Here is an 11,632-nt window from a genome sequence, read left to right on the forward strand (position 1 = left end):
TTTTCAAGGTGCGAAACTTAAGTGATTATTAAAGTTGAAATTCTGTTTTAATCATTTGGGCAACTTCTTCAGCACTTAAATTAGTATTGTTTACTCTAAGGTAGTTCTCTCTGCCTATTTCTCCTACTTCAGAATTCATTCGAAGGCTTTCCAGACTGCTTATTAAATGACCTTCAGACTGTTTAATGTTTCTTTTAGTAGGTTTATGTTCGAGACGATTTGGAGTATTATTACGTTTCAATCTTTCTTCAACATCCGGTTCTAACTCTACAAAATAAATATCTGCCCCTTCTGAGCTAAATATTTTGCATACTCTCTCAACCTTATCCCAATCTTCTTCTAGGTTAAATGCCCATACAAAAGTAAAGATCATTCCATACATATCACTTTTAGCAGCAGTCTGAAATATCTCCTCTCGAAATAATGTAGATAGCCGCCACATTTCAGGACTAAAACCAAAGAATGGTTCCAGTAAGTCAATTGTCAATGGTTATGCAAAAGTTTTAAATCAGTAATCTTTGCTAATTCTTGTCCAATGGTCATTTTACCAACAGCTTGTGGACCAAATAATAAAATAAACTTCATATTTCTTCCTCTAATAAAATCACGTCTAGATGCTAGCGTATGAATAATTATATTGCCGTTACCGATGAGTCACTAAGCAGTTCAGCATACGTTGTATCCATTGAGAATAGGCAACTATCGTTAAAAACCTTAACCGATATAAACTTTGCGAAAATTCTCGCTGTAAGCGTTTGTTTCCATCCCTTGGACGCGAATTACTATTTCCGTCTACTTTATAATTTTATAATTCTGTTGAACTTCAACCAAATCCCAAGAAAGTGCTTCAACTTAGCATCCCGGGGATGGAAACAATGATACAGAATTCTGATAATTAACTACAATTCAAGATAGGCCTGCACGTTTATGTCGGCGTGTCCCTGGGGCAGCTACAAGTTGAGGAGCATTTGAGTCTCCAGGGACAGCACTCGAGCGAAGTTGTTGTAAGTGAACATCTGTAGAGAAAATCGATTATTTCATTCTGAGCCATCTTACTGAAATCCGTTCCTTTTGGATAGGTTCTCCGAATTCGGCCGTGCGTATTTTCATTGATTCCACGTTGACCAGGGCATCAGGACAGCGAAGTAGAGAGTGGTTTCCAAGGCCTTTTCCACCTTAATCCATTGATGAAATTCCTTTCCTCTGTCGGCAGTGATGGATTTCACCGTTTTCTTAGGAAGATTTGACAACAAAATGATTACTTGAGACGTTACAGCAGCTGATTTACTATTTTTTTATCACCCATAAAACTTAAAATGTTAATCCACAAAACTTACCAATTTAAACAAGTTTGCAAGGAGGTCTACTCCTTGAAAAGACAGCGAACTTAACTAGTTGTTTTTGATGGATTTTTTTCTGTCCCATGATATAATTTTACTAAAGTCGGAAATTCATAAATAATTAATGTATGAATGTATGAAACTTTAGAGGAGGGGAAACATATTATGGTAGCAGTATCCAATAGAGGAGGCGCGACCATGAAAGATGACAAGAGGGCACCCATTGTCAATATGAATAACAAAGGACAGGTAACTATTCCTGCCCGCACACGTAAAAACTTGGGACTCGGAGACGAGGAACAGTTTCAAGTTATTGAGGAAGACGGACGTATTGTTCTGAATCCTGTTATAATTATCTCGAAAGATCAGGCGTGGTACTGGACGGAAGAATGGCAAAAAGGCGAACGCGATGCAGACATGGAAATCAAAGCTGGCAGGACAAAGTCTTTTAATAGTGTAGATGCACTCTTAGAGGATTTGTTTGATGACGAGGATTAACCGTGGATCAAGAAAGAAAACCTTACGCAGGTTATGAGGTAACTCCACGATTTAAACGAGCTCTAAAAAGGTACAAGAACACCAAAATAGAGAGAGACGCTATTTCTGACGCCATCAGAGAGTTAGCTGCGGGGCCGCCATTCCCAAACGGATTACGTGTACATCCTATTCAAAAAGCGAAGTCGCAAGGAGTCAAAGAAGCATCACCTACAATGGCGATCCGTATTACTTTTGAAGTGAACGATGACAATGTATTGATTCTTCGCAATGTAGGACCACATGATGTATCTATCGAAAACCCTTAATTACTTGAATTAACCAAATAGGACTGTATGGCTAATTGCATTACTCGTAGTTGTATTAGGAACAAGAAAAATGCTAGAGCCAAAAATAATAGGAGATTCTCAAGGCGTCTCAGCATCTGTTATGTTAGCTGCACTAATTATCAGTATCAACATCTTGGGGTTTGTTGGTCTATTGATATCCCCAATTATAATCATTTTGATTAAAGCTTTAGCAGAACAGGGTTATCTAGAAGCATGGTTGGACTTGAAGCCAGGTGAGAAAGAAGAAGTTCATAGTTAATAAGGAAGAATTTGTAGCTTATGACGAAGTATGCAGAGCGCACTTGATTGGATTAGCTATGAATTCTTTTTACTATATAGTTAGATATTTTAAACTCAAAATAGGAATGACCGCCCTTATTACTTGTTGGTAGGGATCACCTATGGATGCTTCGAAAGTTATTTGAGGGAAAACGTTGGACTGTTATAAATCCTTTCGTTGACTAAGAACGAACCTTCTTAAACTAGTAAATTAAAAACTATCTATTCAAATGTACGTTGATAGTTTTTTGTTTTGATTATTAAAGTTGAAATTCTGTTTTAATCATTTGGGCAACTTCTTCAGCACTTAAATTAGTATTGTTTACTCTAAGGTAGTTCTCTCTGTCTATTTCTCCTACTTCAGAATTCATTCGAAGGCTTTCCAGACTGCTTATTAAATGATCTTCAGACTGTTTAATGTTTCTTTTAGTAGGTTTATGTTCGAGACGATTTGGAGTATTATTACGTTTCAATCTTTCTTCAACATCCGCTTCTAACTCCACAAAATAAATATCTGCCCCTTCTGAGCTAAATATTTTGCATACTCTCTCAACCTTATCCCAATCTTCTTCTAGGTTAAATGCCCATACAAAAGTAAAGATCATTCCATACATATTACTTTTAGAAGCAGTCTGAAATATCTCCTCTCGAAATAATGTAGATAGCCTCCACATTTCAGGACTAAAACCAAAGAATGGTTCCAGTAAGTCAATTGTCATATGGTTATGTAAAAGTTTTAAATCCGTAATCTTTGCTAATTCTTGCCCAATGGTCATTTTACCAACAGCTTGTGGACCAAATAATAAAATAAACTTCATATTTCTTCCCCCAACAAAATCTCATTTAGATACCAGCATACGGAATAAGTATATTGTCGTTACCGATAAGTCATTAAGCAGATTTTACCATACGATGTATCCGTTAAGAATAGAAAACTATTCATCAGCATTTTTCTTTGAGTAGATCCACCCCTGGGACATGAATTAATAATTTCTTCCACTTTATAATTTCATAATTCTCCCCATAGTCAAAAAAAACTTCGTTTGAGCGCTGTCCCTGATACGCGAATTATATTATGGATGATTGTTTTTGTCCCAGGGACTGCTTTAATTAAACAACATTTTTTGTAAAACAGCAGTATCATATGAAATTATAAAAGATGCTCAGTTAGTCCACGATAGACACTATATACTCACCGCGGTTTTCACCAGATTTCAGAACGCCTAATTCTTTCAGTCTGTTCAAATTTTTCGCAATGCTTGAAGAAGAGGCATCTAACGTTTGATCAAACAATTCACGATGGAATACTTCCCCATCTTCCATCCGGGCAATTAACTCAAACATGATTTTGGCATGACCACGTCCTAATAATTCTCGGACATGCTTAATTTTATCGTAACGCTGCAACTCATTAAGTACTTTTGTTAATGATGCATTCACACATTCTAAATAGAAAATGATAAAAGGTTTTAAGTCCCCTTGTGTAGCGATCATCAGCGTATCATAATAATCTTCGATTCGTTTATCGATAAATTCCTCCACGCTAAATGCATCCTTAATCTTCGATAAGTCATAATGAATTAACCCCACTAAAGTTGAAAAAGCACGGGCTGTCCGTCCATTCCCATCTGAGAAAGGATGAACATAGCCAATAAAGTGATGCGTAATCCCAGATATAATCAAAGGATGAATCTTCTTTTCATGATATTCTTCTGAAGAATAGGGATTTAGATGGCCGGTGACGCTCGTATAAAGCCAAGAGAAAAAGGCGTTCATCAAATCAGGCACATCGTTCCAGTTAGGTGGTTCATAGCTGACATCTCCATCACCATCCAATAAAACAACTGCAATTCGTCGATACCCGTCAGGATGACCCGTTAAATCTTTCATTAATAAATGTTGAATATGTTTTAATACCGGTTCACTCATATCTGAAAAATCTTTTGCAGGATCCAGGTCATAAAGGTATTCATAAGTATCAAACACATTTCGGACTTCTAATTTCGCTTTTTCTTTAACGGTTAAAGGAATTTTTTTATAATTTTGAAAAAGTTGTTCCACTTCCTTTAATTTCAATTTATTTTGTTCGATTTTAGTGGTGAAATGAGCCGTTCTTACCATAGAATTCCGTAAAATGGTAGGCTTTAAGGGATGACTTTTTAACCCTAATCTGGCTAAGGCTCCGATGTTTCTTTCTGCTTCTAATATATGTTGTTGAATCTCATAATCATACGGATTAAATTGAGGAACAAAGACGGTTTTACCCTCTACTTCTTGTAGATGAGTATTTGAAAAAATATACGTCACATTACACCCCTCCATTACACTTATAAATGTTGATAAATCAACCTTAATCGTTAATTTTATTATAAATCATTACACTAATTATGTACACAATAAAAGAGAGTTAAACCAAGTACTATTCCTTCTCTCAGTTTGCATGACGTTTATTTCTTCGCTTGAGTGCTGGCCCAGAGACACGCCGACAAGAAACGTGCAGGCCTACCCTGAATTGTAGTGAATTGTCGGAATTCTGTATCATTGTTTCCATCCCTGGGTCGCAAAGTTCTAAAATTCAAATCAATATCTTCAGAAAAACGGTCTATCAGCTGATAACATTTCGATAGAGAAGTACCACCCTTAAATATAATGTCTGGAGAAATCTTAACCATATTTTGCAGTAAATATGATACATAATAATCTTTTTCTATATATTCTTCTGGAACTCCTTTTTCATCAGCAGTGACTCTTAGAATTTCAAAAAAGACTTTTTTATCATTGTGTAAGATCATCATAAACCTCACTCTCAAATAATTTCACCGCTGTTTTAGATGGATATTTTCTCAAATATCCATTTAATTCATTTACACTTATTTTCTTACCCCCCAAATAGTTTACTATTTCTTTATTCGCAACACTCATTGGTTCGACACTTACATATTCAAAGTTATTCAGTAGATCTAGTACCTGTAATATTTTATAGTTGTCTTTATTAACATTTACTCTTGGTTTCCTTATAGTTATACGTCTTTTATTAAAATGAACAATTCTATTATTCATTTTCTCTACATTTGTAACGATTTCAACAACACTTGGGTTTTGGGTTGTTAAATGTAGTTTATTTGCAAATGCAAGACCTGAAATATATCCTATAACTTCTTTGCCACGATATAAATATTTCTTATCAATGATTTTATTAACACTTAAAGATTTCGTTGTCAAAATTGAATCGGGATTCGAAATAAAATAAATACCATTTTTATATTCGTAACGACAAATTTGATTTGAATCGGTTAATCTTTTTAAATTCTGCCTTAAAGTGTTGTAATTAATGTCTATCTTGTTTTGGATTTCATCTAAAAAAATAGGCTCGTCGTATCCATAGTTTTCGATTAAATATTTCAACAAGTTCATGATAATCCCTCCTTCAATTCATTGTAACATATTTATAATAAATAAATATAAATCCGTTACAAAAAGCAACAATAAAGCAAACAAATAAATGGCGAAATTACATATTCGTCCATCTCCGTTCTTTCAGCCACCTAAATTAAATCCGACTTAAATATAGGGTGTAGAAGAGAGAAGATTGGAAATCGCTTATCTCTTTTCTGCTACTACGCTCCAAAATCAAACACACGGTCCCTGTTAATCGAACTAACAGGGACCGTGTGTTTGTTTGCAACTGTATGGGTATGAGCATTGACGAAGCGTCATTGTGCTTCTGGCGCCGTTGAACGACCCCGTGTTTAGTTCTTTCGCATTACTTTCCATTTGCAATATTTTCAACTCGTTATTTTGTTGAATGTCTTTAATTGCTGCAAATAGAAATTTTCTGCTTCTTTCCTGTGGCCGATCAAATAATCCTCCACCGTGATGCGCCGTGCAGATAAAATGCCTCTCGCTTTAACTCCTGGCATGTGTTGGGCTAATTTAATAACATCCAATAACGTGTATTCACCTGGCATTACTAAATGCCTGGCAACGCTTACTTCTTTGCGGAAGCCCACATGCCCATATTTCAAAATCACTTTCCAGTAGGACCATTCCATCGTTCTCCACTCCCATTCAAATTTGGTGTGTGTAACGTTTTTGCAATGCCCAATTATACAGGTCAATTTTCAGTCTTCTCGTAAAAACATATTCCAATACCCCCCAAACAAGAACCTTTTAATGATTCAAACAACATTTGGGTACATGCTCTTGGATTTAGCAACCAACTCAAAGCCTATAAACACTCAACTCTTTCATAATTCTCTTCCACCTCCAATTGTTCCATTTTCGGATGATCATAGTTGTAAGCTGCGAATAAATTAACACTTTGAATCCTGTGAAACCTCAATTCCGGTATCGTGGGAACCGGAAGGGGGGCTGATTTTACAATGTTGTTGAAATCCCAGATGTCACTAGGGATTCATCAATACTTTTTCGCATTAAAAAACGAGCTTGGAAATGTATCTCCAAGCTCGTTTATTTGTTTTTCTTATGAACAGTGGCTGTGGCCAATGCACTTTTTATGCGATAATAATAGCCCAAGATACAATTTCGGCCGCCATTCGTATTACTATTTTTTTTTACATAACAAGCTGGTGACGCATTCAGTCGGTTACCCCCATGTTGAATTTAGATGAGAAATGACCTTCTACATATTCATTATTTCCCCATCATACCTTTAAAATTGTGGCTGTTAGCTGAACCCGCAGTTCCATGCATTTCTTTATAACGTTCCAGCAATCGCTCATTGCTTAACTCAGGGTGCATTTCCTTCATGAAAGGCTTCATTTGACCAAAATTCATATTTCCGCTTTCCATGAATTCTTGCATCTCCTCGAAATTACCAGAGTTCATCATGTAAGAAAAGAATCCTCTAGTAACCACCTGCATTTATTAAAACTTAATTTTTATTTTCTGTGATTCGATGATTTTCTCTTCATCTTTATCAAACACATCACTTGTCGTTATTTCAATCCATTCAAGATCATCTGAAGACTCTACAATAAACCCTATATTCCCTTTTTTCGTTTCATTGCCTTCTATTTCTCCGTTTAAATCTTCAAGATAAATATCATTTTCCCAATTTAATTTTTCGCCTGTGCTGGTTTCAATAAGAGCTATTGGTGCGAAATTCACTTTTTCTGGGTACTTATTCTCAATCTCTATAAATACTTTCACAAAATCAAATTCCTCTTCTTGTGTTAACACATGGAAATAATCAATCAAACTGTAGTCTGGTCTTAGATGAATCATTTTCATGTCTTTGACAGTGAGTTTTATTGGACCAACTGAATACGTCTTATTCACTTGATTAATGGCCTTTAACGTAGCTTCACCTTTTTCATCTGACACGGTTTGATCAACTTCTATTAGTGTTCGATCGTCTGGGACCTGTGGATTTGAATAGTAGTCATTCAAATAATCAATATTTGCTGGTTTTTCATTTACAGAGGCTACGGTATTATTGGAACAACCTGATATTACTAGAGTTAATAACGCCAATAGGGCAATAAGTTTTTTCAAAAGTAACCCTCCTACTAAGTATTCATTTTAAAAAAGAAGGACTGACTTTTTATATAACAGTCAGATCCTTCTATCTATATTAATCATGTGGCAAGAAAAAATTTATTTGTCATCAATTTGTGTTTTATTTTTTCCTTTTTTCAAAATATCAAAAATAATTTTTGCGTTGTCTGTATTGTCAATTTGTCCTGCAAAACGCTCCGCGCCAGGTCCGAAGGCATATACAGGAACGTCCTCGCCAGTATGACCACTAGTAGTCCAGCCCGTGTTTGAACGGCTGTCAAAGATTTTTTCAATCGCATTATCAATATCTACTTCTTTCTTAGTAGATGCATCCTTCACAGATTGAATTTCACTAGTCGTTAACTCCAGTTCAATATATTTTGCCAGTGTTTCTTCTACGTCTGCACCATTCACGATTTCTTTTGCCATGAAATCAGGTGTGCGTTTGGCTGCTTTAATTGGCTCACCAAACCAGTTATAAATGCCATCTGAACCGATAGAATAACCACCAGTGGAGTGATCAGCAGTTGCGATAACTAATGTATGCTTGTCCTTTTTCGCAAAATCAATTGCTGCTTTAAATGCTTTATCAAAGTCTTCCATTTCACTCATCGCAGAAACGATGTCATTGTCATGCCCAGCCCAGTCAATTTGACTCCCTTCAACCATTAAGAAGAAACCATCCTTGTCTTGATTTAAACGGTCAATAGCCGAAGTGGTCATGTCTCCTAAAGAAGGCGTTTCCTCTGAACGGTCAATCATTTTTGGCATTCCACGGTCAGAGAATAGGCCAAGAACTTGTTTATTTGTGTCATTTAATAATTCGTCTTTACTTGTTATATGGCTATAGCCATCCTTTTTGAATTCTTCAATAAGGTTACGATCTTTTCGATCAAATAAATCAGTCCCTCCACCAAGAAGAACATCTACTTTATGTTCACCATTAACTAAGTCATCATAATAATCATTTGCAATAGCATTCATGTTTTTACGACTTTCATCATGTGCTCCAAATGATGCTGGAGTTGCATGAGTAATTTCAGATGTGGCAACAAGTCCAGTTGCTTTTCCTTGTTCTTTCGCAGCTTCCAATACCGTTTTCACTTCTGAACCATCATTATCCACAGCGATTGCACTATTGTATGTTTTAATTCCAGCAGACATTGCGGTTGCAGCCGCAGCAGAGTCTGTTATGTTTTGTAATGGGTCTTCTGGATACGTCATTTGCAGACCTACAAGATATTTATCAAGCTCCGTGCGATCTGCGAATTTCGTGTTAGGCGTATCTTGTAGGTACCGATATGCAGTTGTATATGAAACTCCCATTCCATCACCAATCAAGAAGATGACGTTTTTAATTTCTGGCGTATTCACCTTTTTTTCTTTTGCTTCAGCCATAGAGATAGATCCTCCTAAACTAGCAAATGCAACAGACGTCATCACAGCTAAAGGGATAAGTTTCTTTTTGAATTTCTCAATAAACATTCAACATTCCTCCTAATCCTTGATAGGACAAATATATACTAGTAGTGTTAATGCTCAATGAAGGTAGTGTAATAGTTTTGTAAACCCAGTTATTTCTAAAAACTTTTACTGCGGATAAAACTTGTATTCTACTTTTAGTAATGAGTACCTTCTTCATATTGCGGCTGACATACGGACATTTTTAATGTGCAAATAAATTAAAAATCCAAAACGGTTTAGGTATACTTTTCCAACGTAACCTAAAGAAAAAAACGAACAGTGGCTGATGCCAGTGCACGTTTTTTACGATGAATACCGGCCCAAGATACAATTTCGGCCGCCATTCGTATTACTAATCTTTTTTACATAACAAGCTGGTGACGCATTCAGTCGGTGACACCCATGTTGAATTTAGATGAGAAATGACCTTCTACATACTAATTATTTCCCCATCATACCTTTAAAATTGTGGCTGTTAGCTGAACCCGCAGTTCCATGCATTTCTTTATAACGTTCCAGCAATTGCTCATTGCTTAATTCGGGGTGCATTTCCTTCATGAAAGGCTTCACTTGACCAAAATTCATATTTCCGCTTTCCATGAGTTCTTGCATCTCCTCGAAATTGCCAGAGTTCATCATGTCGTGCATTTGTTCCATATCCATTCCCTGGTGTTGCATTAAGTTCACTGAATTTTCGTTTGCAGATGCTGATGTTAGATACATACCAGCACCACCTGCTGTGATTAGGCTTGCTGCTAGTATTCCTGTAACGATTGTTTTTCTCATTTTAATTTCTCTCCTTTTTATAAAATATTTTTTTTAATATCTTCAAACTCTTCCGATGATATTTCACCTTTGGCAAGCCTTATCTTGGCAATTTCCATGGCGTCTGGCCCTGGGACTTGCTGAGAACTATTTAACCCATTCGCATTTTTGTTCTTCGCGAAATAGTAAACTACAAAACCGATGATTACTAATAATACTATCCACATTAAGACTCCGCCTCCCATTCCATATCCCATACCATATCCCATTTTCTTTCCCCCCTTTTGTTTGACTCGTTGTTTCCTATAACTTAACTATAAAGGGTAACTATGAAGAAAGTATGGAGACCATTTTGATTATAAAAAAGCGTAGGTGGCATCTGTTACAATGCCATCTACGCTTTTCACATGCTATTTTATTTGTCCCTCTTTTTCATATACATCATCCAGATCAACAGTATGATACCCACGAAAATTAACAAAGTCCAAAACATTTGGCCAAACCAGAAAGACATGTGATGGTACATCATTTTTTGGTCCATCATCATTCCCATCGAACTTGGAGGAAACCAAATCATCCTTACTACGAATAATAAAAATGAAATTCCGATTATTACTAATAACATTAATATCGTCATCCATACGGTTTTTTTCATATGCTCACCTTATTCCACTTTATATCCAATACCCCAGACTGTTTTGACAAGTGATTTTTCAATCTTAGCTTTTTGTAATTTTTCCCGAAGATTTTTAATGTGCGAGTCAACCGTCCGATCTTCTCCCATAAATTCTATTCCCCAAATGAGCTCCACAAGCTGTTCTCTTGAAAGTACTTTACCGCGGTGCACTATGAATGTTTGAAGAAGATCAAATTCAGTTTGGGTTAGGTCTAATATTTCTCCTTGATAGATGGCATCTCGTGAAGTTAGGTTCAAAATGATTCCTTTGTATTTTAACACTTCATCATTTCTGTCATGGTGCTGAGTTCTACGTAATAAAGCTTGCACCCTTGCCATTAGCTCAGCTTCCTCAAAAGGCTTAACTAAGTAATCATCGGCACCAGTTGATAACCCCTGTACCTTATCCTGAATCGAGCCTTTAGCCGTTAGCATTATTATGGGTATATCAGAGGTTTTCCGTACTTGTTGTAACGTCTCCCACCCATCCATTAATGGCATCATGACGTCAAGAATCATTAAATCATAGTCATTTTTCAACATTTTATCATGCGCTTGTCTTCCATCCTCTGCTTCATCTAGAAGATAGTTTTCTTGTTGCAAATATAGACGTAACAGTTGTCTCATTTCAAATTCATCGTCTACAATCAATATTTTTTTCATTTTCTCACCCTACTTATATAAATTATCTATCTTTATAATTTAAGAGGTTTTTCAAAAAGTCCGCTAAAAATAGCTGTAGTATCTCTTCGTTGGCTTGCTTC

Annotated in this window: 15 protein-coding genes and 1 pseudogene; 3 read left to right on the forward strand and 13 right to left on the reverse strand. The window is 36.1% G+C overall.

Annotated features, from left to right (window positions below):
- Window positions 1-28: 28 nt before the first annotated feature.
- Window positions 29-585, reverse strand: a pseudogene (locus B371_RS21325) (AAA family ATPase).
- A 920-nt stretch (window positions 586-1,505) separates the two neighbouring features.
- On the opposite strand from B371_RS21325, the gene B371_RS0105190 reads away from it, so the two are divergent.
- The 3 genes from B371_RS0105190 to B371_RS0105200 are packed head-to-tail and all read left to right on the forward strand — an operon-like array spanning window position 1,506 to window position 2,423.
- Window positions 1,506-1,838, forward strand: a complete 333-nt coding sequence (locus B371_RS0105190) for an AbrB/MazE/SpoVT family DNA-binding domain-containing protein (protein ID WP_019413244.1) — start codon at window positions 1,506-1,508, stop codon at window positions 1,836-1,838.
- 2 nt (window positions 1,839-1,840) lie between these two features.
- Window positions 1,841-2,143, forward strand: coding sequence for a hypothetical protein (locus B371_RS21330; RefSeq protein ID WP_019413245.1), 303 nt, complete (start codon window positions 1,841-1,843; stop codon window positions 2,141-2,143).
- 34 nt (window positions 2,144-2,177) lie between these two features.
- On the forward strand, window positions 2,178-2,423 hold the full coding sequence (locus tag B371_RS0105200; protein ID WP_255348661.1) for an AI-2E family transporter: 246 nt from the start codon (window positions 2,178-2,180) through the stop codon (window positions 2,421-2,423).
- 280 nt (window positions 2,424-2,703) lie between these two features.
- Here B371_RS0105200 and B371_RS0105205 read toward each other — a convergent pair whose 3' ends face one another.
- The 12 genes from B371_RS0105205 to B371_RS0105260 all read right to left on the reverse strand — a co-directional run bounded on the left by B371_RS0105205 (window position 2,704) and on the right by B371_RS0105260 (window position 11,531).
- A complete protein-coding gene (locus B371_RS0105205) occupies window positions 2,704-3,261 on the reverse strand; it encodes an AAA family ATPase (protein WP_019413247.1) in 558 nt (185 codons plus the stop codon).
- Window positions 3,262-3,610: 349 nt separating this feature from the next.
- Window positions 3,611-4,750 (reverse strand): Fic family protein, encoded by a 1,140-nt coding sequence (locus B371_RS0105210; RefSeq protein ID WP_019413248.1) that lies wholly within the window; start codon window positions 4,748-4,750, stop codon window positions 3,611-3,613.
- Window positions 4,751-4,890: 140 nt separating this feature from the next.
- Window positions 4,891-5,238 carry a nucleotidyl transferase AbiEii/AbiGii toxin family protein gene (locus B371_RS0105215; protein ID WP_083844944.1) on the reverse strand — a complete coding sequence of 116 codons (348 nt, stop codon included), beginning with the start codon at window positions 5,236-5,238 and terminating at the stop codon, window positions 4,891-4,893.
- A complete protein-coding gene (locus B371_RS0105220) occupies window positions 5,219-5,857 on the reverse strand; it encodes a hypothetical protein (protein ID WP_019413250.1) in 639 nt (212 codons plus the stop codon). The genes B371_RS0105215 and B371_RS0105220 overlap by 20 nt, the downstream gene beginning before the upstream one ends.
- 371 nt (window positions 5,858-6,228) lie before the next feature.
- Window positions 6,229-6,495: a hypothetical protein gene (locus tag B371_RS0105225; RefSeq protein WP_019413251.1), complete on the reverse strand. Its 267-nt coding sequence runs from the start codon at window positions 6,493-6,495 to the stop codon at window positions 6,229-6,231.
- Window positions 6,496-7,096: 601 nt separating this feature from the next.
- A complete protein-coding gene (locus B371_RS21335) occupies window positions 7,097-7,255 on the reverse strand; it encodes a hypothetical protein (protein WP_237721504.1) in 159 nt (52 codons plus the stop codon).
- 75 nt (window positions 7,256-7,330) lie between these two features.
- Window positions 7,331-7,960, reverse strand: coding sequence for a hypothetical protein (locus tag B371_RS0105235; protein WP_019413253.1), 630 nt, complete (start codon window positions 7,958-7,960; stop codon window positions 7,331-7,333).
- A 102-nt stretch (window positions 7,961-8,062) separates the two neighbouring features.
- Window positions 8,063-9,448 (reverse strand): alkaline phosphatase, encoded by a 1,386-nt coding sequence (locus B371_RS0105240; protein WP_019413254.1) that lies wholly within the window; start codon window positions 9,446-9,448, stop codon window positions 8,063-8,065.
- Between the two features lie 420 nt (window positions 9,449-9,868).
- Window positions 9,869-10,213: a hypothetical protein gene (locus tag B371_RS0105245; RefSeq protein WP_019413255.1), complete on the reverse strand. Its 345-nt coding sequence runs from the start codon at window positions 10,211-10,213 to the stop codon at window positions 9,869-9,871.
- Between the two features lie 17 nt (window positions 10,214-10,230).
- Complete coding sequence (locus B371_RS0105250) at window positions 10,231-10,461, reverse strand: SHOCT domain-containing protein (RefSeq protein WP_019413256.1); 231 nt, start codon at window positions 10,459-10,461, stop codon at window positions 10,231-10,233.
- 146 nt (window positions 10,462-10,607) lie between these two features.
- Window positions 10,608-10,847 carry a hypothetical protein gene (locus B371_RS0105255; protein ID WP_157185153.1) on the reverse strand — a complete coding sequence of 80 codons (240 nt, stop codon included), beginning with the start codon at window positions 10,845-10,847 and terminating at the stop codon, window positions 10,608-10,610.
- Window positions 10,848-10,856: 9 nt separating this feature from the next.
- Window positions 10,857-11,531 carry a response regulator transcription factor gene (locus B371_RS0105260; protein ID WP_019413258.1) on the reverse strand — a complete coding sequence of 225 codons (675 nt, stop codon included), beginning with the start codon at window positions 11,529-11,531 and terminating at the stop codon, window positions 10,857-10,859.
- Window positions 11,532-11,632: the final 101 nt, after the last annotated feature.

Origin of the sequence: Paenisporosarcina sp. TG20, assembly GCF_000286315.1 — a bacterium.
Taxonomy (GTDB): Bacteria; Bacillota; Bacilli; order Bacillales_A; family Planococcaceae; genus Paenisporosarcina.